This is a genomic window from Paenibacillus terrisolis, from assembly GCF_056171975.1.
In genome coordinates this window covers 18,315-44,665 of sequence record NZ_JBKFGG010000017.1, presented here as the reverse complement: position 1 = coordinate 44,665, position 26,351 = coordinate 18,315, and the positions used below count along the sequence as shown (strand labels likewise).

The following is a 26,351-nucleotide window of genomic DNA, read 5'->3' as shown; positions in this document are numbered from 1 at the left end:
CCATGAAAGGTGATGCCGGATGGAAGACCGAAAATTAACGGTCCGTGCAGTTGAACGGGCCCTCGATATATTAATGTGCTTTACGAAAGGAAGCGATCTGGGACTTACGGAGATCGCCGTCGAAATCGGGCTGCACAAAAGCACGGTTCACCGACTGATGACGACCCTCGAGGAGCGGGGGTTCGTCATTCGCGACGCGGCGACGGAGAAATACCGTCTCGGGCTGAAAATTTGGGAGTTGTCGGCGCACCTGTCCCATAATGATGATCCGGCGGTATTGCTCCTTCCGCTCATGGAACGGCTGCGCGACCGGCTTGGCGAAACGGTGAGCCTGTATTTGCGCGACGGCATCGAGCGGCTGCGCATTCAGGCCGTGCAGAGCAATCAGCCGATCCGGCGGGTGGCTCCGATCGGGGCAAGGCTGCCGCTGTCCGTCGGCGCGTCGAGCAAGGTGCTGGTCGCTTATGCCGACGAGGCGGTTGTGCAGGCCGTGCTTGACGATCCCGAATGGCCGGCCTTCGTCGACCGGGAAGTTTATTCGGCTCAGCTGAAGCAAATTCGCCAGTTCGGATACGCCACGAGTTACGAGGAGCGCGAACCCGGGGTCTCCGCCGTGTCTGCGCCGATTTTCGGCCATAGCGGTAAAATTGCCGCCGCGTTGTCCGTATCCGGGCCGGTCAGCCGCATGACCAGGCAGAAACTGGAGGAATACGGGCCGGTGCTGATTGAAGCGGCCCGGGAGATGGGCATGATGATGAACGCTTGAAGAAAATAAGCAGGCTGCACCCAAGAGCGTTTCGAATCCGCTCGAGGGAACAGCCTGTTTTTTATTAAGCATGGATAATGGCATGAACGGTTTTTATTTTGCTTTTTTGATCCAGCTTGCCAAGTCGTTGATGATTGTTTGGGAGACATTGGCCGGCTGGGCGTACTCCGCTCCGACGGAAAGCCCGTCGTATTCTTCAAGCAAATGGTTGACCTTCGGATACGATTTGAAAGCTACATCCGTGCGACTTTTTAAAGCCGATTTCCAGCCTTCAAACTGGTCGAACGGCACTTGGTAGTCATTTTCGCCTTGCAGGATGAGCAGCGGGCCTTTTTGTGTTTTCGCCAGCTCCGCCGGGACGTAATTCTTTTGCTCGAACCACCAATAGGCAGGTTGAAGCGGGAACTGCGGCGGCATATGATCCACCGTATACTGCGGATCGTTCACTATAGCGACGATGGCCTTGTATTGCGCGACCTGCGGTTCGTACGGCGTGGTATCAATCCCCAACTGCTTCATGCGTGTGATGAGCTCATCCAATTGCTCGGACAAAATGTCGACGAACTTGCCGCTGGGTCCGGAAATAATAACCGTTCCGGCGATATCTCCGGCTTTGTCCTCGTCCACAATCAACGGCATGGCGTACCCGCCCTGGCTATGTCCGGCGACAAAGATTCGAGACGGATCGATATTTGCCGTTTCTTTCAGCAGCTTCACGGCGGATATCGCGTCATCCACGGTTTCCCGTTTCAGCGTAAACTTGGGGTCGGCCGCGACCTTGAATGAATGCTCGTAGGTGATCTTGTCGTAGCGAAGCACGGCGATGCCTTGAGCGGCAAGGCCAACGGCCAGATCGCGGAATGGCTTCGCGCCTTCGATGCTTTCATCGCGGTCGTTCGGTCCGGAGCCGTGCACAAGAACGACGGCCGGGAAGGGACCCTTGCCGGCGGGAAGGGTGAGCGTGCCCGGAAGAGCCATCGGACCTTCCCCTACGACGACCTCTTTTTCGCTGTAGGCGGACGGGTTGTCGTAGACCGGTTTTTGGTATTTGGATGAAGAGGCCGCCGCAACATACAGGTCATCGATTTTTCCGGAGGAATTCAGTCTCACGGTAATATCGAACGGTACGCCGGAGGTTTTGAAGGAATACGTCACGTTCCGGTGAAGAGCGTCGGTACCCTCGACCTTTCCGACTTGTTCGGTGACTTGGCCAAACGCGGCTTCATAGTTGCTCCAGAGTTGATCCAGAAGAGCGGCGGGAAATGCGTAGGCCGAGGAATCGCTGACGAATTCCGCCGCTTTGGCACCGCTCCCGGAGCGAAGCTGCTGCATGAACAGATCTGCGGTGTCTTCGCTTTGGGTCGCCGCCGCAAACAGTTTGGCCATCAAGCCGGGGGCCGTCATGGCCTGGCCCGCTTCGGCGCTGACGGGCTGGCTGAGAACCAGGTTTTTTCCGTTGAAGACCGCCTCTTTATCTCCGAGCTTTAGGATCAGCGTATCACTGTTTTTGGTAATGGTAATCGTACGCTTCACCGGATCCCAGTCAACTCTGGCTCCGAGCTTCTGAGCGGCATCGCGGACCGGCTCCAGATTGCTTCCGCCTTGCTCACCGACTGCGGCGGATGCCGAGGCGGACGGAAGGGCAAGGCTGAGCGTCAGAGATAGAGATGCCGCGGCACACAGGACTTTATTGCGTTTTGACATGTTTCACTCCTCCTTAAAAATAAATTCATGTATGCGAAAAACTCATGAATGTCCGAATAAACTGGCGCCGCCAACAACGGCGATGATGCCGATCAGAAGGATCCAGCCCAGCGGATGGGCGAAATTAACGGTCCAGCCGACGCCCATTCTTTTTTCCACGAAGATGGAAGGATCCTGCGGATTGAAATAAAACATTCCCAGCTTCCAGTATGCGTCGTCCTTAACCGGGCTCGCGGGTGAAGCTGCGCCCGGCCGAATAATACGACTGCCGCCTTGCCCCGTAGAGAACGACAAAATCGCGGCGAAAAGAACCACAAAAGCGGGCATGATGACGCTGACGAGCAAAATGATCTCCGAGCGCTGCGGATAAATCATATTGAATTGAATGAACGTAAGCATCAAAACCAACGCCAGCCCGGACAGCAGGGTGAACAGGGACCATCTCCGGCGGAAAACGGCGTTTTGCCGAAGCGACCGCTCCGGATCTCCGGAATGGATCTGCTGCTTGCTTCTCTGGATGCTCCAGTTGATGGAAAGAAACAGCAGCGTCATGATCAATTGCATTACGCCGGGGAACAAAACGTTCCGGTACGATTTGGCCGCGCTTCTCACAACATGGCCTTGAACGTCGAACTTCAAGGCGATCGGATCGGGAATTTTATCATAATTCACCAGCACAAACACCGTGCTGACGATGATGATGGCGAAATGGATCAGGAACCATTTGTTCGAAATCACGAGTTTCTGGCGGTGGAACTTGGTATCCACGGCCAGAACGTCTTGGCCTGGCGAAGCAACGGGCAAACCGGAACGAAGCTTCTTCATTCTGAAGTAGAAGGTCAGGTTCAGGATGAATGATACGACCACGATGGCGATAACGTAAGCACCGACGATATGCGCCTGTGCCTCCGTTTTCCATTGAAGAAGGGCGTAGAGGCAGGGAATCAGAAGCAGCACGTATATCGTCAAACTTACAGTCGCGTAGGTTCTGCGCATTTTACGAAGCGGCTCGCTGCGGTAATGCTCTTCGCTGACGGAAACTCCGAAGCTGACTGTCTCCCTCGTTAAATAAGGGATGAACGCGAGGATAGCGGCAACGGGTAAAAACATCAAAACAAGCGTCGTGGCAAGGATCCATTGCATAAGAATTTTACTCCCCTTCGGTCTGTGTAATTTCCTGGTAAATACGTGTTACTGCCTGGAGCAGTTCTTCTTTGCCCATTCCCCGGCAGATCGCCTCGGCGACGATCGGTTTGAGTTCTCTACGTTGCTTGTCGAGGTATTCATCCGATACCGACGGCATGCCGTCCGGGTTGACGACGACTCCCCTTTGGCGGTGCACTTGAATGAAGCCGTCCTGCTTCAAGAGTGTGTACGCTTTGTTCACTGTATGCAAATTTACACCGATATCCGAGGCGAGGCTTCGCACTGAGGGCAGCGGTTCGCCGGGTTCCAGCAGACCACCGGCTATACCTTCGATGATTTGATTGACCAACTGCGTGTAAATGGGAATGTCGGACTGCATGTCGAGCTTGATGATCAACCAAAAGACACCTCCTTGTTATAACTGTTATACATGAAATATAACAGATAAATTCAACGAAGTAAAGTGTGAGTAGAAAACGAAGGAGGTTTATAAGACCAGGCTTTTCGCACCGCGAGTAGATCCCCGATGCATGATGCAGCGTTGTATGGCGGCGATGGGGCGACACGTGTTCACTCGCAAATTATATGCAGTCGTGTTCGACTTTCTGGGACCACACATAAAATCACGCACGTAGTAAATTAGCTGGAATTCCTCCAGTTAAATATAATAATTTGCTGCAAACGAAACAGTTAACTGGAATTTTTCCCGCTAATTTGGCCGTATAAAGGGTTAACTCGAAATTTCATCGATAATAAAGGGAGGATTTCCAGTTAAGTGAGGTGAGGAATTGGTAAAGCGCCAAAATAGTGGGAGTTTTTCCCGTTAAAAAAGTGTGTCTCAGGCAATAGGAACTTCTTTTGAGTGTAGATGTATGGCGATCGGCAAGAAGTACGATCCCGTTTCTGCACGTTTCACCGATCGGCGTTAACTCGGAGCAAACGCAAAAAGAGCTATCCCAAGCGGATCCGGGAAAGAACGAATCCGTATGTGGGACAGCTCTTCAATTTGTTCAGGCGAGTGAAGTGAATATTAAACGTGCGCTTGAATCATCTGACGCAGCACAGTCTGCAGAATGCCGCCGTTATGGTAGTAATCGACGTCGACCATGCTGTCGAGACGGGCGATCGTCGTGAACTCGAACGTACTGCCGTCCTGACGAGTTGCCGTTACGGTTAGCTCTTGCCCCGGCTTCACGTCATTGCTGAGTCCATCGATGTCGAACGTTTCGGTTCCGTCGATGCCAAGCACTTTCCAACTGCCGCCGGCGCCGAACTGCAGCGGAAGAACCCCCATGCCGACGAGATTGCTGCGGTGAATCCGCTCGAAGCTCTCGGCGATGACCGCTTTGACACCTAGCAGGTAGGTACCTTTGGCTGCCCAGTCGCGGGAGCTGCCGGTGCCGTACTCTTTGCCGGCGATCACGACGAGGTTTTGCCCGTTCGCTTGGTACTGCATTGAGGCGTCGTAGATGGACATCACTTCACCCGTTGGCAGGTACTTCGTCACGCCGCCCTCCGTGCCGGGCGCCACTTGATTCCGGATGCGGATGTTCGCGAACGTGCCGCGCATCATCACCTCGTGGTTGCCGCGGCGCGAGCCGTAGGAGTTGAAGTCCTTGCGCTCCACGCCATGGTCGCTCAAATATTTTCCTCCCGGACTGCTCGGCGAAATATTTCCCGCCGGCGAAATATGGTCCGTCGTGACGGAGTCGCCAAGCAGGGCAAGTACGCGAGCGCCGCGAATATCGGCGATATCGGTCAGGCCTTCGCCCAGCTTTTCGAAGAACGGCGGATTTTGGATATATGTGGATTTCTCATCCCATTCGTACAATTCGCCTTGCGGCACCGGAATGGAGTTCCAGCGCTCGTTTTGCGTGAAGACATGCTCGTATTTGCTGCGGAACATTTCCGGACTGATCGACGCGGCGATCGCTTCCTTGATTTCCGCGGAAGAAGGCCAAATGTCCTTCAAAAAGACGGGCTGCTCGTTTGGATCATATCCGATCGGATCGTTTTGCAGATCGATGTTGACCGTGCCGGCCAGCGCATAGGCGACGACAAGCGGCGGGGAAGCCAGATAGTTGGCTTTGACCTGCGCGTGCACGCGTCCTTCGAAGTTGCGATTGCCGGACAGGACGGCCGCAACGGTGAGATCGTTCTCGGCGATCGCCGCGCCGACCTCGTCCGGCAGCGGGCCGGAGTTGCCGATGCAGGTGGCGCAGCCGTAACCGGCGACATGGAAGCCCAGCGCCTCCAGCGGCTCGATAAGGCCGGCTTTTTGCAGATATTCGGTGACGACGAGGGAACCCGGCGTCAAGCTGCTTTTCACATAGCCCGGCTTCGTCAGGCCGCGTTCCACCGCTTTTTTGGCGAGCAGGCCTGCGCCCACCATCACGCTAGGATTGGACGTGTTCGTGCAGCTCGTAATCGCCGCGATGACCACGGCGCCGGCCTTGAGCTCGCTGGCCGAGCCGTCCGGATGCTTTACCGGCACGGATTGTGCGAGCTTTTCTTCGCTGAGGCCGTAACCGCCTTTGTCCACCGGCGTACGGACGATGCTGTTGAAGCTTTCCTTCATGGCGGTCAGCTCAATGCGGTCCTGCGGACGTTTCGGTCCGGCAAGGCTTGGCACCACCGTGGCGAGATCCAGCTCGATGAGGTCGGAGAATACCGGGTCTTCCGTGTCGTTCGCCCGGAACAAGCCCTGAGCTTTGAAATAAGCCTCGACAAGCGCAATCTGCTCGTCGGAGCGTCCCGTGCTGCGCAGGTAGGCCAGCGTTTCTTGGTCAACCGGGAAATATCCGACCGTAGCGCCGTATTCCGGCGCCATGTTGGCGACGGTCGCCCGGTCGGCCAAGCTGATGTTCGAAAGACCCGGACCGTAGAATTCCACAAATTTGCCGACGACGCCTTTTTTGCGCAGCATTTGCGTTACCGTGAGGGCAAGGTCGGTAGCCGTTGCTCCCTCGCTCAGGCAGCCGGTCAGTTTGAAGCCGATGACTTCCGGTGCGACAAAATAAAGCGGCTGCCCCAGCATGCCGGCTTCGGCCTCAATGCCGCCCACGCCCCAGCCAACGACGCCAAGGCCGTTGATCATCGTCGTATGGGAATCCGTGCCGACGAGGGAATCCGGGAAGACGATCGTTTCGCCATCCACCGTTTTTGTAGCCGCTACCGAGGCCAGATATTCGAGGTTGACCTGGTGAACGATGCCCGTAGCCGGGGGCACGGCCCGGAAATTATTGAAGGCGGTTTGTGCCCAGCGCAGGAACCGGTAACGTTCTTCATTGCGTTCGAATTCAACCTCCATGTTGTATTCGAGCGCTTCCGGCGTGCCGAAAGCGTCAACCATGACCGAGTGGTCGATCACGAGATCGACGGGTACCAGCGGATTGATTTGCTTCGGGTCGCCACCGGCTTTTTTCACCGTATCGCGCATGGCGGCCAGATCAACCACAACAGGAACGCCGGTAAAATCCTGCAGAACGATCCGCGCCGGGATAAACGGAATCTCCTTGTTTTCGTCCCGTCCTTCGCTCCAGCCGGCGATCTGCTTGACATGCTCCTGGGTGATGGCTCTTCCGTCATATTGGCGGACAGCGGCTTCAAGCAGCACCTTAATGGAAAACGGAAGCTTTGAAATGCTGCCGAGCCCTTGGTCCTCCAGGGATTGCAGGCTGAAATAACGGTAGCTCTTGCCGCCGACTTCCAGCTTGCGCGCCGCGGACCAAAAATCGTTCGTAGACATGAAAGGACCTCCTCATTTGATTAGTTTCACTGTATGAAACACAATTTCAAAATATCGATTACGTTAAGTATAGCGTTCCTGACGCGGCGAGTAAAGAACTTTTTGCGCCTAAAAATTGTCGCTCACGGCTCTGTCACGCGGATGAATAGGCTTTCAGCGCAGGCTTGCGACTCATCTTTTCCACGCCGTTTTCGGCTGGTTCATACTCCATCTGCGGCGCTCATATAAATTTGTAAGGATCATATAAGGAGGTTTGGTCATATGTCCGAAGAGTGGAGAAAAACTTTGTCGATATACGTGAACGAGCAAAATCAGGACGAAGTCGATTACCGTTCCCGAAACGATGGGACTGTTGTCACGGATTTGGAGTATAAGCTTATTCGCAGCGCACGAAAAGAAAAGCTCGAGAAATGGTACCGAGTCAGGGGAGCGGTTCCGCTGCGCTGCGAAACTCGGGCCAAGCTGATACGTGAGATCGAAAGCCGCGAAGGCGAAATCGAAGTGGATCTTCAGCTTTTGCGAAAAATTTACTATGAAAAAGGCGGGGCGCGGCATCAGGAGGAGCGGATCGACAAGCAGCGGCTTACACTGGAGCGGGACGGAGCGGGTTGGACCATTTCGAGGGTTGTTCAGCCCGTGCCGGAACGGCACCCTGCCCTGGTGCTTCCGACTCTGGAGTCTGCCGCTGACGGCGGCCGGATACGCACCACGCCGCTTCCGTACCTTAACCGCGAAGTACTGGGCGGCGGAGCCGTCCGCAGGACCGCTTACCGCCGGGAAGAAGCCGCTTTGTACGCGGATCGCTGGTGGGACGGATTCAATCCGGAATTCGCCGAATTTGAAGTCGATTGCACCAATTATATCTCCCAAAGTCTCTTTGCAGGCGGTGCCCCGATAAACTATACTGGAAAAAGGGAATCGGGCTGGTGGTACAAGGGATATGTCAGCGGGCGCGAGTCCTGGAGCTACAGTTGGTCGGTAGCCAATGCGCTGCAGAATCATTTGAGTTCGAGCCGTTTGGGACTTCGGGCGGAGTTATTGGACCGGGCTGAGCAGCTGCAGTTGGGAGACGTCATCATCTATGACTGGGACGGAAACGGAGCCTTTGAGCACAGCACCATCGTAACGGCGTTTGACGCCGGAGGCATGCCGCTGGTAAACGCCCATACGGTCCCCAGCAAACACCGGTACTGGGATTACAAGGATTCTTATGCCTGGACGGATAGAACCGTGTACCGTTTTCTCCACATTCCGGATCGGTTCTGACAAGCCGGCCCAGACTTCGTTGCTTGCAAATTACAGAAAAGAGGTTACTCATGGGACAGGACAAATTAACCGTTGGGCTCATTTATGGGGGCAAATCGGGAGAACACGAAATTTCGCTGCAAACGGCTTTCGCCGTATCGCAAGCGTTTGACTTTGATAAATATGAACTGCTTCCTTTTTATATTACGAAGCAGGGGAAATGGAGAGTTGGCGGCAAGCTGACGGCTCCGTTCGGCGACTTGGAAGAACTGAAGCTCGCGAAAGCGGCGGGGGAAACCTCCGAAGCGATCTCCCTTTTGTTCGGCAAGCTTTCGAACGGAGTTTCGGCGATTGACGTTGCTTTCCCGCTGCTGCACGGTACAAACGGGGAGGACGGTACGATCCAGGGTTTGTTCGAAATGGCCGATCTTCCTTATGTTGGGGCGGGAGTACTCGCCTCTGCGGGCGGAATGGATAAAGTCATCATGAAGAAGCTGTTCGATGAAGCCGGACTTGAGCAATGCAAATACAGTTACTTTACGGCTTCGGAGTGGGAGCGGGACAACCACGCTTTGATTCAGAATGTTGAAGAAATTCTGGGTTACCCCTGTTTCGTCAAACCGGCGAATCTGGGATCCAGCGTCGGCATCTCCAAAGCGAGAAACCGCGATGAGCTTTTGAATTCGGTAGCTTTCGCTCTCCGTTTCGATGTGAAGGTTATCGTCGAGGAGTTCGTCGACGCCCGCGAAGTGGAGGTCGGCGTGCTTGGCAATGACGAACCGCAAGCTTCGGTACCGGGAGAAATCGTATCTTCCGGAGAATACTACGACTACCAAGCCAAATACCTCGACGGTAAATCGCAAATGCTGATTCCGGCGCCGATCGACGCGGAGCTTGCCGACGAGATTCGGGAGTTAGCGGTGAAGGCTTTTAAGGCGATCGATGGCAGCGGATTATGCCGCGCCGATTTTTTTGTGCGCAAATCCGATCATAAGATCTGGATCAATGAAGTCAATACGATGCCGGGATTTACCCCGTTCAGCATGTATCCGCTCTTGTGGCGCGAAACCGGTTTGAGCTATGAATCGCTGCTGGATCGGCTGATCGGACTGGCTCTTGAACGGTATGAAGCCCGCCAAAGCCTTGATTTCGAAAATAGCGTGAATTAATCCGCCGAGGCCCGTGATTTGGCGTCTTGATCCATTATTCAACTATTGGAACAACCTTGAAGGGGGAAGAAAAGTCATGGGTTTTCAAACGGAATTTAATTCGGTATGCAAATTCAAAAAGGAACAGGAACTGTTCGAGCTCTTGGAATACGGCCGGGGGAAAATGCGGAAGGAAGGACTACGCGTCTTTCCTACAGGCCAGAAGGTGATCGCCTATACTCCGGATAACAAGGCGGTGGCGATCGTGAAAATCACGGCGTGCGTGGCCGAAATCAACTTTAACGGGGAAGAAGTTACCTCGGTGGAGCTGGATCTGGTGCGCAAGCTGACCGAAGAGGAATCCGCGGTGCAGACCGCGCTGGCATACGAGATGTTTTTTGGGGAAGCGGATGCTTAAGTGATCGTACGATTCGGTTATGTGGCGATGTCGGCGCTGATCGCGGACGCGTCGCCTTCCAAGACGATGACGCTGAAGACATTCATGAGTCTGCCCGACCGCGACGCCGCGGTTCGTAGACTGGAGACAATCGCGGAGCAAAACTTGCACAACACGCTGCGGCTGCTGAAGCATAACGTCGGCAACGATATCCGGGTCTACCGGTTTTCGTCCAAGCTGGTTCCGCTTGCGACTCACGAACTGCTTAGAGAATGGAATTCCTATCAAGCGCTGAGGGAGCCGTTTGCCGAAGTCGGGAATTACGTCAAAAAGCACGGCGTTCGCGTCTCGTTCCATCCCGATCATTTCACGGTGCTCAGCACGCCACGGCCGGAGGTGCTGGAGTCGTCGCTGCGTGATTTGGAGCATCATATCGCGATGTTTGAAGCCATGGGGCTGGACGCCCGGGCCAAAAACAACATCCATGTCGGCGGGGCATACGGGGACAAGCCTTCGGCGGCGGAACGGTTCAGCGCGAATGTAGAAGCTTTGCCGGATCGCATCAAACGGCGGCTGACCTTCGAAAACGACGACAAAACCTTCAACGCTCCCGAAACGCTGGCGTTGTGCGAGAAGCTGGGCATTCCTATGGTTCTGGACATCCACCACCAATGGGTGAATAACGAGGGGGAGAAGCCGGCGGAACTGTGGCCCCGGATCCTGGACACTTGGCGGACAAGCTTCGCCCAAGCCGATTCTCCGGCGGACGATCCGCTGCCGCCGAAGATCCATGCGTCGAGCCCGAAGAGCGAATCCGATCCTCGCGGACACGCAGATCACGTTCTTGCCGGGCCGCTGCTCGCTTTCCTGCGGGAAATCGCCGGATTGACGGAACGGGTCGATGTCATGCTGGAGGCTAAGCTGAAGGACGGAGCGCTGTTTGCGCTCATGGAGGACTTAACGAAATACAGCGGCGAAGGCGTGGAAATTCTGGACGGCGCAAGCGCTCGGATTAAATCCTGAATCGATCCCGCCCTTGAAAAAGGGTAAAAAATAAGGTAAGTTGTACAAAATGAGGGTGTAATTTTGAGGAGGTACTTGAATGGGTGAATTTTTGGCAGGAAAAAATATGATTGTTATGGGCGTCGCCAACGAGCGCAGCATCGCTTGGGCAATTGCTCAAAGTCTGGCGGAGCAAGGCGCGCGCCTCGCATTTACATATGAAAGCGAGCGCGTCGAAGGGCGCGTGCGCAAGCTGGCGGAAACGATTCCGAATTCGCTCGTATTGCCCTGCAACGTGACGGTGGATGAAGAGATCGACAAGCTGGCCGATACGCTTCGCGGAGAATTTGGTGTGCTGCATGGCGTAGTGCACAGCATCGCGTTTGCCAAAGGCGAGGATTTGGCCGGAGCTTTTGTCGATACGTCCCGCGATGGTTTTGCGCTGGCCAACGATATCAGCGTGTATTCGCTCGTGGCGGTAGCGAAACGTCTTTCTCCGCTCATGACCAAAGGCGGCAGTATCGCAACGATGACGTACATGGGTTCCGTGCGAGTCATGCGCAATTACAATATGATGGGCATCGCCAAAGCGGGCCTGGAATCGGCCGTTCGTTATTTGGCCAACGATCTGGGGCCGCAAAACATTCGCGTCAATGCGATTTCCGCCGGACCGATCCGTACGCTTGCCGCTAAAGGCATCAGCGACTTCAACTCGATCCTGAAGCAGGTCGAAGAGAAAGCTCCGCTGCGCAGAACAACGGAGGTTGCGGAGGTTGGGGACACCGCGATGTTCCTGATGAGTCATTTGTCCCGGGGCATTACAGGGGAAATCATTTACGTGGACGGCGGGTACAATATCGTCGGTGCCTGATCCATTGTTTTTTGAAAAGAGAAGTTCGTATCCGGCGGGGATTTCCCGCTTCGGACGCGAACTTTTCGCTTATTTGGGACAAACTATATAAATTGAACAAAAGAAAGTAACATGGCAAAAGTGGGAAATGTTCTGGCAGAAGCTAAAAGCTTTCTGAAAGAAAGCTGCATCGGGAGCATATGCTTGCGTTCGCCTTTGTGACCGGATTTCTACTCCATTCGAATTTAATGAGTCAAAAAAGTCCGGGAACAACAGCGATCGAAAGAGTATTTCATACGATTGCCTCCATACGCATAATCCTTAGTTCAATTTATATAGTCATCAAGAGTCTAAGTGCACGAAAATAGGGAAAAAGGACGCAACTTTGCTTTTTCCGGGGCGTATAGTTTTTAAAGAGAATCATTACAAGATTAATATAAGAAGGTAGTGTGAGATCATTGGACCCGAACTTGAAAATCCCTTATGTGGTAGGCAGTAAAAGCCCGACGGCCGTAGCGATTAACAGCGCGTCCAAAGCGGGGGAATGGATCAAAAGCCGGCTAGGCGCTTATGCGGAACTGAATACCAAGGTATCCCCTCACGATTTGGTGACCGATGTGGACAAGGGCGCGGAGGCGATGATCCGCAAGCTGATATTGACTCACTTTCCGGATCATGAAATCCTCGGGGAGGAAGGGGTGGCTCCCGGGGCGGCGGCTTCCACCGCTGCGCTGGAGAAGGCGAGATCCTCCGAATACCTGTGGATTGTGGATCCGCTCGACGGAACGACGAATTTTGTACACGGCTTCCCGTTTTTCTGTGTATCGATTGCGCTGGCGTATAAGGGCGAAGTGATCATTGGCGTGATTTATGATCCGATCCGGGATGAAATGTTCGTGGCGGAAAAAGGCAAGGGCGCTTATTTGCACGGCAAAAAAGGGCAGGTTTCCGCGGAAAAGGATTTGGCCGGCAGCATCGTGGCGGTTGGTTTTAATCCGGACCGGGAATTTGCGCTTCCGGTGAACATGAAGGGCCTGACGGCGTTGGCCGGCGAGGTTCGCAGCATTCGCGCCGGCGGATCGGCGGCGCTCCATCTGGCATATGTAGCCGTAGGCCGACTTAGCGGATATTATGAAGTCGGGCTCAACGCTTGGGATGTGGCCGCAGGAGCCCTGATCGTAGAGGAATCGGGAGGAATAGTGACCGATACTGCGGGCAACCCTTATACAATCGGCGTACGCCATCTCGCTGCAACCAATGGTCGTATTCATAACGAACTGCTTGGCGTGCTGAAGCGTGCCGATGCAACGGGAATACAATAAACAATAATCCGATGGCCGGAAGGAGTGTCAAGAAATGAGTGACAGCAAGGATTTGGAACGTGAACTCAGTGAGATGCTGACGGAAGGAACCGATGGGGAATACCGCAATGAGGAAGATCGGCGAAAAGAGGAGCAGCGGCGTTTGTCTCCCAGATACGAGGTCAGAATTCAAACGACGCTTGATCCGATCGTGAAGGAAACCCGTTCCTATCGAAGCATGGCAAAGGAAATCGACGGCCGGTACGATGACTACATGAAAAGGGCCGAGCGCAAGGAGAAGGACTCGGACTAAAGCTGTCGCGGCCATTCTCGCTGCTGCCGGCGCAAACAACATAGTTTTAAGCACAAAAGACATGGGGCGAAGGTGAATCGTCCCGTTTTTTTTACCCGTAAACCTGGAAAAAGATCATAATCACGTTATAATATTATTTAAAATTGTGTGTTTTATGGAGAGAGGAGTCGGTATCGCTTGGCAAGGTTGAAATTGAGGTTTAATTTGGCTGCCATTGTTTCTGGCATGCTGGTCTTATTGCTTGTTATCGGACTTAGCGGAAATGTTGCCGCCGAGGGACAAAAAGATACCGAGGGATATGTCATCGTCGCGCTCGGCGACTCGATCAGCGCGGGTTACGAGCCGGGGATGACCGAAAGCAGCGTGCCTTACGGGTTCGTAGAGCGGCTTAAGGAGCAGGGTTTGTTTCATGGCCGGACCCAGGCGGCGAATTATGGTATTTTGGGACTAACGAGCGAGGGTTTGAAAAACTACGCAACCGCCATTGAAGCGGGAAAATCCGTGAACCCGGACGATATTCAGAAGGGCCTGCGGGATCCGCGAATCGCCTCGTTTGCTTCGGAGACGAGCAAAGCCAAAACGGCGCTGGAGCAGGCGGATTTGATTACGATCACGATCGGCGGAAACGATCTGCTGAAGCTGCTGCCGGACGTGGCACACGTAAGCGTGGAGGATTTGAAGGCGGGTTCGGCCGATGTTTTAAAAAGCTACGGAGACAATGTGCGTGAAGTTCTCCGCATTCTGACCGAGATCAATCCGGACGCGCAAATCGTCCTTGCGGACCAGTACCAGCCGGTTCCGCAAATCGCCGGAGCCGCCGTGTACGCCGAACTGCAGCAAGTAGCGGCTGCTTTCACCAAGTCGGTCGACGATTTGACGGCGGAGTTCTCCGCTCAATCGAAGCATGTAAAAGCGGCCCACGTTGCCTCGGCTTTTGCGGGGAGGGAAATGTCCCTGACCCATATCCTATCGGACCGTGACATTCACCCGAACCAATCGGGATACGAGGAAATTGCCGGGGTGTTCGCCAAAGTCGTATGGGGAAGCTACCTGGAGACGGCTGCAAAAACGGGAAAGGTTCCGGTCTCTATCGTAGTGAAGGGACAGGAACTTAAAACGCCTTACCCGCCGATCCTGAAAAACGGCCAGACCTTTGTTGCGATCAAAGACATTACGGACGCCGTCGGAGCGGACAGCAAATGGAACAGCAAGGCAAGCACCGCGACGATTACCTACAAAGGCCGTACCGTCGCCATTCCGGTTGGCTCTAAGAAAATTACGGTGGACGGCGTGGCTGGCACCACGGCAACTCCGGCTTTTCTGAGCAAGGTGGGCAAGGAGACCAAAACCTACGTTCCTTTGGCGCTGCTGGTGCAAGGTTTGGGGCTTGACGTGCAGTACAGCGGGAAAACGAAGACGGTGTTTATCAACGAAATGTAAACCGGGAGTTGGAACCCGGCTGATGTTGAATCAAACCCTGCCGAAAGGGAGCTTTCGGCAGGGTTTTGTTTTTACGCAGCGCAGCGGAGCTGAAATTTTATCCGGATGCATTACTTTATCCTGATGACTACCTTTCCTTTGGCTCTACCGCTTTCGAGGTATTGAAAGGCTTGCCCGGTATCATTCAAGTGAAATACCTTATCAATAACGGGCTTAAGGCGACCTTCCTCAATAAATTCCTTTAAAACCCTCAATTGCGCTCCGCTCGGTTTCATAAAAAGAAAATGATATTTCGTTTGGCTCTTCTTCTCTAAACCCTTGATCTTATGGCTAGCGATAGATAAAATGGTTGTTTTCATCCAACCCAAGTTTGCTTCTTTTCCAAATCTGGCGTTCGGCGTGCCGGAGATGGATACGATTTGTCCCCCTGGTTTTAGTATCCGGAACGATTTTTCCAAGGCTGCTCCACCCAAAGTATCAAAAACAGCGTCATATCCGGCAAGCATTTCTTCAAAATTCTCCTTTTTGTAATTAATAATTAGATCGGCCCCCAACGATTTGACCAATTCATAGCCTTTGTCGCTTGCCGTTGTGGCAACAAAAGCGCCCATCAGCTTGGCCATTTGGATGGCAAATGTTCCTACGCCTCCCGAACCTGCATGGATCAATATTTTTTGACCTTTTTGAAGATTTAATATGTCAGCAAAAGCCTGGTAAGTCGTAAGTCCAATCAACGGTATCGATGCCGCCTCTTCAAAGGTTAGATTCTGCGGCTTCGTCCAAATATCTTCCTCATGGACAGCAATCAATTCGGCTAAGGTTCCAATTCGGTTTTTGCGGGGTCTCCCGTAAACTTCATCTCCGGGTTTAAATGTTTTCACCCGTTCGCCAACCTTGACTACAACTCCGGAGAAATCATTTCCTAAGATAAGAGGAAACTTGTAATTCAACAGAAATTTCATTTTTCCTTCCTTGATTTTAAAATCAATAGGATTTAAGCTGGCGGCATGAATTTCCACTAGCACATCATGTTCTCCGATATGAGGTATTGGTTGTTCTGTCAACACTAATGGAACTTTTTTTCCGTATTTCTCAATGATCATAGCCTTCATCTAAATTCACTCCTATTTTGATTATTCGTTTAAACTAATCGACCAATCGCGCATGATAAGTTTTCTTTTCGGTACTCTCTTTAAGTCTTCTGTAATTACTGAGATCCATTGCACTCGGCTTCAACGTCGGCAATTAATGATTTGATTTGTTCAAGCGGTTCGCGGACCGTTAAAACATAATAATTCTCTACACCTTTTTTTTCCGATTTAATAAAACCGGACTGTTTCAACACCTTCAAATGATGAGAGACAGCCGGTCTGGACAAATTTATTTGGCCAGATATCGCATTAACATGAAGTCCGGATTTGTTCTGTGCCAGCAGCATAATAATAGCTTGACGGTTTTGATCGGTGAGCACTTCGAATAGAGGGATGCACTTTTTAAATTGTTGCAGAACATACTCGGTTTGCTGACTCATACGATCCGTCCTTTACGTTCATTAGTTTAATCGCTTAAACATAATTATAAGTATTTATTTAATAAAATCAAGCGAAAGGTCGAGGAGTTCACTATGGATACCACTCCATAGAGGCCGGCAACGACGAAAGGCTAGAACTCCCTAGTGCCGCATCCCCAATCACGGATCGTTCCGCATTCCAAATTCCGTATAAATGCACATAAGGTGCTGAGACATGGACATTTGGTTCCCGCGCGGGTTTGGCTAATCTGGATAAGAACAGCTTATCGCTGCTTAACGGATTTGCCAAAACATACACATAGGGAGAGGGCGGAGCATGCCGAAAATCGCGGACAAATATTTGTCAGTTGATCCTTGGAAGGTTGTGGAGGAAGGATTCGACCCCGCGCGCAACCGGGTTTCAGAGTCTATTTTTTCGCTGGGGAACGAATATATGGGGGTCCGGGGATATCCGGAGGAAGGTTATGGCGGCGACACGCTGTTGGGCAGTTATTTCAACGGCTTGTTCGAAGAGAGCCCGGTAACGGCTCATTATAAAGGAATCATTAAATCGCTGCGGTTCATGGTAAACGCGGTCGATTGGCTATATACGCGGATCACGCTGGACGGGGAGACGCTGGATTTGGCGGAAAGCCGGTTCTCCGGTTTTCGCCGGGAGCTTGATTTCAGAACCGGCATTTATCGCCGGGAGCTGGTATGGCACTTGGCAAACGGAAAAGATGTCAAAATCACGTTTGAGCGCTTTGTCAGCATGAAAGTGTCGAATTTGGGGGCTCAACGGATCACGTTCGAACCGCTGAATTTCTCCGGCACGGTGAATGTGCGGTCGGGGCTGGATTTCTCGGTGCTGCACGAGGATCAGCAGCGCCGTTATTGGGATGCGCTGAAGCAAGGGGAAGTAAGTGGCATCACGGGAATTCTCGGGCAAACGGCGAATACGAAAAACCGTCTGTTCTCCGGGTTCAAAATCGATGCGCCAGAGGCGATTGAGAGCAAGCCGTTCGAAGACGAACGGTTTATCGGCCGGGAGTTGGTGCTGAAGCTGGAGCAGAGGAAACAGACATTATTCCATAAGTTGTCCGTAAATTACGCGGAAAAAGATCTTGAACGCGGGCATGATGACTTGTGGGATTACGGAATGAAGCTGGCGGTGGAGCATACGTCGGTCGGTTACGACGAGGCCGCCGCGGCGCAGGAGAAATACTGGAGCCGGGTGTGGGCCGATTCAGACATCGCGATCGAAGGCGATCCGGAAAATCAGCAGGGTATTCGCTTCTGTATTTTTCAAATGTATCAGACCTATCACGGAGACAACCCGGGCTTCAACATTGGCGCGAAGGGCTTGACCGGGGAGGCTTACCGGGGGCTGGCGTTCTGGGATACGGAGTCGTACTGTTTGCCGTTTTATATTTTCAACAATCCGAAAGCGGCCAAAAGCCTGCTGGAATTCCGTTACAAATCGCTGCCGGAAGCCCTAAAAAGGGCGAAAGAGCTGGACTGCGAAGGCGCGTTTTACCCGATCGCGACTATCGACGGCACGGAAAGCTGCGATCTGTGGCAGCATTCCAATCTGCAGCTTCACGTCGGCACGGCCGTGGCTTACGGCTTGCGCCATTACGTGAATATCACGGGCGATAAGGCCTTTCTGTACGAGAAGGGGCTCGAAATGCTGATCCAGATCAGCCGTTTTTACGCCACCCGGGGACAATGGGGCCAAAAGACCGGAGAATACGGTTATTTTGGCGTTATGGGCCCTGACGAGTTCCAACTGATGGTCAACAACAACTGCTATATCAACCTTATGGCGAAAAAAATGTTCGAATACACGCTTCAGACCATCGCCGAAATGCAAAAGGATGCCGAAACGGATTTCTGTAAGCTGACGGAGCGCCTGGCTTTGACGGAAGCGGAGCGGGCCGACTGGAAAAACAAAGCCGACCGCATGAAGATTCCAAAAGATGCGGCGAGCGGCATTTATGAGGAGCATGACGGATTTTTCGATCTGCCGCATCTCGATATCCATGCGATTCCGGTTACGGAGTTCCCGCTTTACTCGCACTGGTCTTATGACCGGCTGTACCGTTACGACATGATCAAGCAGCCCGACGTGCTGATGTTCATGTTCCTGTACAGCGGCGAGTTCACGCTTGCAGAAAAACGGGCCAATTACAACTACTACGAGCCGCGCTGCATCCACGAATCGTCCCTGTCGCCGTCGATCCACTCGATTCTGGCCGCGGAAATCGGCAAAGCGGATGAGGCGTACAAGTTTTTCGAGTTTGCGACTCGTCTTGATCTGGACAATTACAACCGGAATACGCGTGAGGGTTTGCACACGACTTCCATCGCGGCCGCCTGGATGAACATCGTCTACGGGTTTGGCGGCATGCGTTCGGATGGGGAAAAGCTCGTACTTAGTCCAAGTATTCCGGACCGCTGGGACAGCTATAGCTTCCCGATTTCCTTTCGCGGCACGAAGCTGGCCGTGGAGGTTGACAAAGAGCGCGCCTTGATCCGAGCCGTATCCGGGGACGAAGTGGAAATCGCGGTATACGGACAGACTTGCCGCATAGGCGGGGAAGGCATCTCGGTGCCTTTGCAAAAGGCGGTATTGCAATGAGCTGGACGATCGCGGAGAAAGGGTTCGATTCCGGACGGAGCGCCACGAACGGCAACAAATTCATGATCGGCAACGGGCATTTGGGGTACCGGGGTACGATGGAGGAGTTTGCGAAGCAGGAATTGACGGCCACGACACTGGCAGGTTTGTACGACAAAGTCGGGGATAAATGGCGCGAACCGGTTAATGCGCCTAACGGCCTTTCCGCGACGGTGTATTGGGAAGGGGCACCGCTGAGCGTTCTGGAGCAGCAGCCGCTGGAGCATGTGCAGGAGCTGGACATCCGCCATGCGGTCCACCGGCGGGTGACGAAGTTCGGCACGGCGGGAGACAACGTGGTGACGATCACGGCGGAACGCTTCTGCAGCGCGGAGCGGCTGAACCTGATTGTCAGCCGGATTTCCGTGCGGAGCGGGGCGGACGGTGAGATTACGATCCGCACGGGAATCGACGGAGACGTATGGGATATCAACGGGCCGCATCTGGAGCGGCTGGAAATTGGGGAGCGGGACGAAAGCCTGATCGTAACCGGCTGGACGCATGAATTGAACGTGCCGGTTTCTGTGGCGGAGACGGTAGAAGCGACAGCCGAAAACGGGAGCGGGTTGGGGGAGCAGACGATCACCCTCGGGGAAAAATCCGCATACCGTGAGATCCGGCTGGCATGTCAAGCCGGAGTAACCTGCACGATCGTGAAATACGTATCGGTGGTCACCGGATTGGACGAAGCGAAGGATACCGGCGCCGAAGCGGCGCGGCTCAGCCGGGAGGCCCGGGAAGCAGGATACGTGGAGCTTCTCCGGGAGCAGAAGGCGCAGTGGGAACGCAAATGGAGCCAGTCCGACATTGTGATCGAAGGCGATGAGGAAGCGCAGCTAGCCCTGCGGTACAGCATGTATCAGCTGCATATCATCGCTCCGGACCGGTCGGAGAAGGTTTCGATTCCGGCTCGGGGATTGTCCGGACAGGTTTACAAAGGAGCGGTGTTCTGGGATACGGAAATGTTTATGCTGCCGTTTTTCCTGTACACGCAGCCGGAAGTCGCGAAAAATCTGATGATGTACCGCGTGCACACTTTGGACGGAGCGCGGAGAAAAGCGGCTGAATACGGCTTTGAGGGCGCTTATTACGCCTGGGAGAGCCAGGAGACGGGCGATGACGCCTGTACGCTGTTTAACGTAAACGACGTATTTACCGGGCGGCCGATGCGTACTTATTTCCGCGACAAGCAGGTGCATATCAGCGCGGATGTAGCGTACGGCATTTGGCAGTATTACAGCTTTACCGGCGATGAGAGCATCTTGTTGGAAGGCGGAGCGGAGGTCGCTTGGGAATGTGCGCGATTCTTCTACTCGTATGCGTATTTCAATGCCAGCAAGCAGCGGTACGAGATTCTCGATGTTACCGGGCCGGACGAATACCATGAGCGGGTGAACAACAACGCCTTCACGAACATGATGGTAAAAGAGGCGCTTTGCATCGCTTTGGAATCGATGAAGGTTCTGTCAAGCCGCGATTCGGCAAAATACGAGGCGCTCGTGTCCGCCGGCGAGATCAGGCCGGAGCATATCCAAGATATGCATGATCGATTGTATGTTCCGCAGCCTGATGCGGATAACTCGTTGATTGAGCAGTTTGACCGGTATTATGCGCTGGAAGACGTATCGCTCACGGAGCTCAAGACGAGAGTTCTGAATCCGCACGAATATCTCGGCGGAGGCAACGGGCTGGCCACGACAACGCAAATTCTGAAGCAGGCCGACGTGGTGCTGATGCTGCATTTATTCAAGGACCGTTATGACCAGGCAGTAAAAAAGGCTAATTGGGAATATTACGAGCCGCGCACTGAGCATGGTTCGAGCCTAAGCTCCTGCATTTACGCGCTGGTTGCCTCGGATGTCGGTTCCCCGGACTGGGCATATCCTTACTTTATGCGGACGGCGACCATCGACCTGACGGGCGACTCCAAGCAATACGTAGGGGATTTGTATATCGGGGGCACGCATCCGGCCGCAAACGGAGGCGCATGGATGGCCGCGGTGCTTGGTTTTGCGGGACTCCGCTATGGAGGAGGGGATACGGTCACGATCCGGCCGGCGCTTCCGGTGTCATGGAAGGCGGTGGAATTTCCGGTAAGGATTCGCTCGAACGCATATCGGGTCCGGGTCGGCAAAGACAGTGTCACGATTATCCCGGCGGCTGCGAACTGCGAGGAAATAACGTTTCTAATTGCGGACGCCAGAGGAAATGTGCGGGAGATGCACGTGAAACCCGGTACGGAATCCGCTGCCACATACTAATACGCATATTTTGATAGAGGAGAGAAATTCACCATGCTGGACACGATGAAAGGTGCGATCTTCGATCTCGACGGCGTGATTGTCGATACGGCCAAATACCATTACCTCGCTTGGCGGGCGCTGGCGCAAAGGCTCGGTTTTGAGTTCACCAAAGCGCACAATGAACGGTTGAAAGGCGTCAGCCGCATGGAGTCGCTGCGGATTCTGCTGGAGGTCGGCGGGATCGAAGTGTCGGAAGCGGAGCGGCTGCAAATGGCCGAGGATAAGAACAAAGAGTACGTCGATTACATTTCGAAGCTGCAGCCGGAGGAAATTTTGCCGGGAGCGCGGGAATATCTGCTGGCCCTGCGAAATCGGGGCGTGAAGGTGGCCCTTGGCTCGGCAAGCAAAAACGCGGGATTCATTTTATCCCGCCTTGAGATTGCCGATCTGTTCGACGCGGTCATCGACGGTACGAAGGTATCCAAAGCTAAGCCGGATCCCGAAGTGTTCCTGGCCGCGGCGTTGGCACTTGAACTTCCGCCTTCCGAATGCGTCGTTTTCGAAGACGCGGAAGCGGGCGTCCAGGCCGGCAAAGCCGCCGGCTGCCGGGTCGTGGGCATCGGCAGCCCCGACATTTTGGCGGCGGCCGATCGGGTCGTCGGCGGACTGCACGAGTTGGTTCGGTAAAAGGCCGCGTGACTTTTTGAACACAAGGACTCCGATCTTAATGATCGGGGTCCTTGTGGCTTCAGGTAGCTGCATGGAGTACAATTATTTCGCACAAAAATAACAGGGTCCAGTGAATAGTTGCATAACTTACAGCTAAAGTGATCGATATTGGCCAAGCTCTGCCGAATGTGCAATTTTAACTGTAGGTTATGCAATTAAATAGCGGTGACTTGGAAATTCACCCTAAATAGTTGGACTTTTTGCAATTGCACGTAAGCGACCCGATCCGAGAAACATCGATTTAACAGCAGGAAAGTTACAATATGGCACTAGCTCAAGCTTCTTGTCGAGGAATATGAGATTACGACGCAAACCTAGCAAAAGAGCCTAACAGGCTTCAAGCAAACCACCCGTTTGACGTACGGCTTGATTGTGCAGTTGGTACACCCCGCCCACTTCGTCCACTCCGCCCATTAATTTTAACGGACTCCAGCGTCGTTATTTTCGTTAAATCGGGCCTTTTGCCAGTCTAACGGACTCAGATGCTCTTATTTAGCCCAAAACCTGCCCTAAGCAAGCCTTCTGTACCCGATAAGCGCTCCTGAGTCCGTTAGAGTCATGAAACAAGCCAAAAGTCCAAAATAACGACTCTCAGATTCGTTAGCCGGGGGAATTCTAAAATTCCTTGCTGGCAAGTGACATGAAATACTATAAACTAATAGCGAAGGGGACTCTTGTTGGGGACTCTTGTTGGGCTCAACCGGGGAATCCCAAATTAGCAACCAAACACCAAGCCAGTGACCGGGCAGCCAGTTAACCCGGAAACTTACAAGCGCTTACATAATGCGGGCAACATGCTTAATCGGCAGTAAGACGGCTAAGCGCCATATCTTAGGAACCGTCACGATTTACGTAGAAACGCGCATACTTGCGGGTTTTTATTATTGTTATAGTTAAATTGCCGGAGGTGCATGGCAAGTGAAATCAGGATTCAAGAACCCCTTGATCCAAATGAGTTTGAAGCAGCGAATGATCCTGGTATTTCTGGTGTTGGTCGTTCCTCTTTTCGCATTGAATACGTACGGGAACTATAGGGCCGACCAAATTTTGAAGCGTTCCGTAACCAACGCCTACCTCGAGCTGAACAAGCAAAATTTCAAGCTGATCAGCCGGGATATCGAATCGATTAACAAAGTGGCCTCCACGGTGTTTCAACATCCGCTGGTACAGCAGTTGAACTTGAATGATAACATTTCGGTACTCGAACGGGTGAAAAACTATGAGAAGCTGGAGGATCTGCTGAACTATTATTCCGAAGAAACGGATCAGCAGGAACCCTTGTACTACTCGCTTTATGTGTACGATCCGACCAATTCTTATTTTTTTGCCCCTTATTATCCCGAGTCCAGAAAAGCGGGGGTGTACTTCTTCCTTGAGCATGAGAAGCCGGAATGGTTCGACGAGGCCGTCTCCAAGAAAGGAAACGGCTATTTGCGGCTGATCAACCACTTGTCGCCTCCGATTCGCGGGCAAAAGGACCAAAAAACGCTCGCTTATATACGGGCAATCAATAACATCTCGAAGGGCGGTACGATTGGGGTACTGGTCGTTTCCAATGTTGACGCGCGGCTCAGCGATTCGATGCAAACCGTGTCGGTGCCGGAGGGGGAGCTTTATTTTACCGATTGGAACAACCGGATTCTGAATGCGACGCCTCCGGAGGCCGGTGAAGATATCGATTTGCCGCCGGAAGCCGATGTCGGAAATTCGTTGATCGGGGTAAAGGATGTCATTACCGATGACTTTATTTATGTCATTAATTACAACTTTGTTCTTCAGCAAAAATTGATTTATAAAGTGCCGGTCAAGGCGCTTCTTCAGCAGCAAAACGAAATCAAGCGAATTATTCTTTTTATCTCCGTAGCTTATTTTGCGGTCGGGCTCGGCATGATTTTGTATTTCTGGCGCTCGCTGATGACGCCGCTGCAGAAGCTGGTTTATTTCGTCAGAAGGTACGAGCCGGGCAAAGTGGTGCCGGAAACGCCGAAATGGCGGAGAAACGACGAAATCAGTGTGCTTGTCTCGACGATCTATGAGATGGCCCGACGCCTGAATGGACTCATCCATTACAAATATCAAATGGATATCAAGCAAAAGGAAGCTCAACTGCAAATCCTGTACCAGCAGATTAATCCGCATTTGCTCTACAACACGCTGGAGAGCATATATTGGAAAAGCACGATGGAAGGCAACACGGTTTCCGCGGAAATGATCAAAGAGCTGTCCAAACTGATGAAGATCAGTTTAAGTCGCGGGAGAGAGCTGATCACACTGGGGGAAGAGCTGGAGCACGCCTCCGCTTACATCAAGCTCCAGGAGCACCGTTATGAATACGGGTTCCGTGTTACTTGGGATATTCCGGAATCGCTGCTTCCTTACATCATTCCGAAGATCACGCTGCAGCCTCTAATTGAGAACGCTATCATCCATGGCGTAAAAAATATGGGCGAGGACGGCGAAATTGCCATCCGCGCTACGGAATACGACGATTGGATGCAAATTACGATTGAGGATAACGGTTATAAAACAGTGGATTTTGCCGCCATTGACAAGCTGCTGAATGACGAAAGCCCAAGTCCGTCCGTCGGATACGGGATTCGGAATATCCATCAGCGGCTCCGGCTTCATTTTGGACCGGAATTCGGCTTGAAATACACGGGCCGCCCGGAAGGCGGCACCGTCGTAACGATTACGCTTCCCAAATCCGTAAATTCAGGCCTATAACGAAGAGGGGGATTAGGGCATGTACAACATCCTGGTCGTAGACGATGAACCGCTCATTTGCAAAGGATTGGCCGGGTTACTAACGTCTTCGGGACTTGAAATTGATCAGATTATTACGGCTCATAACGGGCATGAAGCTTTGGATTACGTAAGAATGGAAAATATCGATCTTGTCGTAACCGATATTCAGATGGGAGAGATGAACGGAATCGAACTGATGCATCAGGCCAAAATGCTCAAGCCTTGGGTGCAGACCATCATCATTTCCGCTCATGAGACATTTCAGTACGCCCAGATGGCCATCCGGCTCGGAGCCAAGGATTATTTGATCAAACCGCTCAACAGCGAGCAGTTCCTCGATTCCGTGCGCAATACCCTGCTTAAGATGGAGAAACCCGTTCCGCAGATGGATGAATGGCTGACCCAGGAAAATCAGGAGCACTTTCGAATGGAAGAACCTCTTCCCGGAAGCCACGAACAGCTGAATCGGCTGCTGACCGAGTCCTCCGAAATGGCGGAAAGCGGGCTGGACGGCGAAGACCCCGAGATGAAGCGGCTGGGGCTGCACGGGCCTTATTTTTCCGTGATCAAGATGAAGCTTGCGCTTCCCGGAGAGAATGAAAAGGGAAAATACAACAACAGGGACGTGCGGCTGTTTCAGTATGCGGCGCTGAATATCGTCAAGGAGCTGCTGCATCAGGAATGGAATGCCGTATCCTTTTATACGAGGGACCTGGAGATCGCCATCATCCTGCAGTGGAACGAAACGGAGTATGCGGAGCCCAGCGTTAACAAAATCAACCAGCTCGAAATGATCGGGCGCAGCCTGCACCACCATGTCCACAAATACCTTGGCATATTGTGCACCGTTGGGATCAGCCAGATTTTAAAGGGCATCCAGTTTCTTGACGTGCTCAGCCGCCAGGCGGATAAAGCAATGCTGTGGAGCGGGGAGCACGGGGACTACCATGTGTTCTACTACGGCGATTTCAACTGGCATAATTACGCCCAGGACCCCTCGCAAGAGGAGCTTAATACCCAAAACAACCGTATCGTCGAAAATGCGAAGCAGTATATCGAAGAAAATTACAGCCAGAAAGGGCTGACGATTCACGAGGTCGCCAAGAAAAATCACGTAAGCCCCAATTACTTGAGCTATCTGTTCAAGAAGAACACCGGTTATAACCTGTGGGAATACGTTATCAAACTGCGGATGGAAGAAAGCAAGGCGCTGATCCAGAACACGGATCTTCGCCGCTACGAAATCGCCGAGCGGGTCGGGTACGAATCGCCGGAGCATTTCAGCAAGATTTTCAAAAAATTTTTCGGCGTCAGCCCAAGTGAGTTGAAGAAGTAAGAACGACCATACTTCACATAGTTTTAGACATGTTCGCATTCCAGCCTG

General features: G+C 52.9%; 20 protein-coding genes. 14 read left to right on the top strand and 6 right to left on the bottom strand.

The window, feature by feature from the left end; translation table 11 throughout:
* Positions 1-19 precede the first annotated feature (19 nt).
* On the top strand, positions 20-766 hold the full coding sequence (locus ACI48K_RS15745; protein WP_475028567.1) for an IclR family transcriptional regulator: 747 nt from the start codon (positions 20-22) through the stop codon (positions 764-766).
* A gap of 93 nt (positions 767-859) precedes the next feature.
* Here the strand turns inward: ACI48K_RS15745 and ACI48K_RS15740 are convergent, their stop codons facing one another.
* The 4 genes from ACI48K_RS15740 to acnA form a co-directional block, all read right to left on the bottom strand.
* Complete coding sequence (locus ACI48K_RS15740) at positions 860-2,470, bottom strand: alpha/beta hydrolase family protein (RefSeq protein WP_475028566.1); 1,611 nt, start codon at positions 2,468-2,470, stop codon at positions 860-862.
* A gap of 42 nt (positions 2,471-2,512) precedes the next feature.
* The gene (locus ACI48K_RS15735; RefSeq protein WP_475028565.1) at positions 2,513-3,613 is read right to left on the bottom strand and encodes a DUF1648 domain-containing protein; all 1,101 of its coding nucleotides are present in this window, start codon (positions 3,611-3,613) and stop codon (positions 2,513-2,515) included.
* Between the two features lie 7 nt (positions 3,614-3,620).
* On the bottom strand, positions 3,621-4,013 hold the full coding sequence (locus tag ACI48K_RS15730) for a GntR family transcriptional regulator (RefSeq protein WP_475028564.1): 393 nt from the start codon (positions 4,011-4,013) through the stop codon (positions 3,621-3,623).
* A gap of 633 nt (positions 4,014-4,646) precedes the next feature.
* Complete coding sequence (gene acnA, locus ACI48K_RS15725; protein WP_475028563.1) at positions 4,647-7,364, bottom strand: aconitate hydratase AcnA; 2,718 nt, start codon at positions 7,362-7,364, stop codon at positions 4,647-4,649.
* A 261-nt stretch (positions 7,365-7,625) separates the two neighbouring features.
* On the opposite strand from acnA, the gene ACI48K_RS15720 reads away from it, so the two are divergent.
* From ACI48K_RS15720 to ACI48K_RS15685, 8 genes are all read left to right on the top strand, one after another.
* Positions 7,626-8,630, top strand: coding sequence for an amidase domain-containing protein (locus ACI48K_RS15720; RefSeq protein WP_475028562.1), 1,005 nt, complete (start codon positions 7,626-7,628; stop codon positions 8,628-8,630).
* A gap of 50 nt (positions 8,631-8,680) precedes the next feature.
* Positions 8,681-9,778, top strand: a complete 1,098-nt coding sequence (locus ACI48K_RS15715) for a D-alanine--D-alanine ligase (RefSeq protein ID WP_475028561.1) — start codon at positions 8,681-8,683, stop codon at positions 9,776-9,778.
* A gap of 76 nt (positions 9,779-9,854) precedes the next feature.
* Positions 9,855-10,175, top strand: a complete 321-nt coding sequence (locus tag ACI48K_RS15710) for a hypothetical protein (RefSeq protein ID WP_475028560.1) — start codon at positions 9,855-9,857, stop codon at positions 10,173-10,175.
* Positions 10,176-11,177: a UV DNA damage repair endonuclease UvsE gene (uvsE, locus tag ACI48K_RS15705; RefSeq protein WP_475028559.1), complete on the top strand. Its 1,002-nt coding sequence runs from the start codon at positions 10,176-10,178 to the stop codon at positions 11,175-11,177.
* A 79-nt stretch (positions 11,178-11,256) separates the two neighbouring features.
* The gene (locus ACI48K_RS15700) at positions 11,257-12,027 is read left to right on the top strand and encodes an enoyl-ACP reductase FabI (protein WP_475028558.1); all 771 of its coding nucleotides are present in this window, start codon (positions 11,257-11,259) and stop codon (positions 12,025-12,027) included.
* A 428-nt stretch (positions 12,028-12,455) separates the two neighbouring features.
* Positions 12,456-13,328 carry an inositol monophosphatase family protein gene (locus tag ACI48K_RS15695; protein ID WP_475028557.1) on the top strand — a complete coding sequence of 291 codons (873 nt, stop codon included), beginning with the start codon at positions 12,456-12,458 and terminating at the stop codon, positions 13,326-13,328.
* Positions 13,329-13,362: 34 nt separating this feature from the next.
* Positions 13,363-13,620, top strand: a complete 258-nt coding sequence (locus ACI48K_RS15690; protein ID WP_475028556.1) for a hypothetical protein — start codon at positions 13,363-13,365, stop codon at positions 13,618-13,620.
* 177 nt (positions 13,621-13,797) lie between these two features.
* Entirely contained in the window at positions 13,798-15,060 is a 1,263-nt protein-coding gene (locus tag ACI48K_RS15685; RefSeq protein WP_475028555.1) for a stalk domain-containing protein, read from the top strand.
* 110 nt (positions 15,061-15,170) lie between these two features.
* Here the strand turns inward: ACI48K_RS15685 and ACI48K_RS15680 are convergent, their stop codons facing one another.
* A complete protein-coding gene (locus tag ACI48K_RS15680) occupies positions 15,171-16,172 on the bottom strand; it encodes an NADP-dependent oxidoreductase (RefSeq protein ID WP_475028554.1) in 1,002 nt (333 codons plus the stop codon).
* Between the two features lie 95 nt (positions 16,173-16,267).
* Positions 16,268-16,591 (bottom strand): ArsR/SmtB family transcription factor, encoded by a 324-nt coding sequence (locus tag ACI48K_RS15675; RefSeq protein ID WP_475028553.1) that lies wholly within the window; start codon positions 16,589-16,591, stop codon positions 16,268-16,270.
* A gap of 316 nt (positions 16,592-16,907) precedes the next feature.
* Between ACI48K_RS15675 and ACI48K_RS15670 the strand changes: the two genes are divergently transcribed.
* The 5 genes from ACI48K_RS15670 to ACI48K_RS15650 all read left to right on the top strand — a co-directional run bounded on the left by ACI48K_RS15670 (position 16,908) and on the right by ACI48K_RS15650 (position 26,303).
* A complete protein-coding gene (locus ACI48K_RS15670; RefSeq protein ID WP_475028552.1) occupies positions 16,908-19,211 on the top strand; it encodes a glycoside hydrolase family 65 protein in 2,304 nt (767 codons plus the stop codon).
* Entirely contained in the window at positions 19,208-21,511 is a 2,304-nt protein-coding gene (locus tag ACI48K_RS15665) for a glycoside hydrolase family 65 protein (RefSeq protein ID WP_475028551.1), read from the top strand. Before ACI48K_RS15670 ends, ACI48K_RS15665 begins: the two co-directional genes overlap by 4 nt.
* Before the next feature lie 33 nt (positions 21,512-21,544).
* On the top strand, positions 21,545-22,180 hold the full coding sequence (pgmB, locus tag ACI48K_RS15660) for a beta-phosphoglucomutase (protein ID WP_475028550.1): 636 nt from the start codon (positions 21,545-21,547) through the stop codon (positions 22,178-22,180).
* Between the two features lie 960 nt (positions 22,181-23,140).
* Complete coding sequence (locus ACI48K_RS15655) at positions 23,141-24,946, top strand: sensor histidine kinase (RefSeq protein WP_475028549.1); 1,806 nt, start codon at positions 23,141-23,143, stop codon at positions 24,944-24,946.
* Between the two features lie 19 nt (positions 24,947-24,965).
* The gene (locus tag ACI48K_RS15650) at positions 24,966-26,303 is read left to right on the top strand and encodes a response regulator transcription factor (RefSeq protein ID WP_475028548.1); all 1,338 of its coding nucleotides are present in this window, start codon (positions 24,966-24,968) and stop codon (positions 26,301-26,303) included.
* The last annotated feature ends 48 nt before the right edge of the window (positions 26,304-26,351 follow it).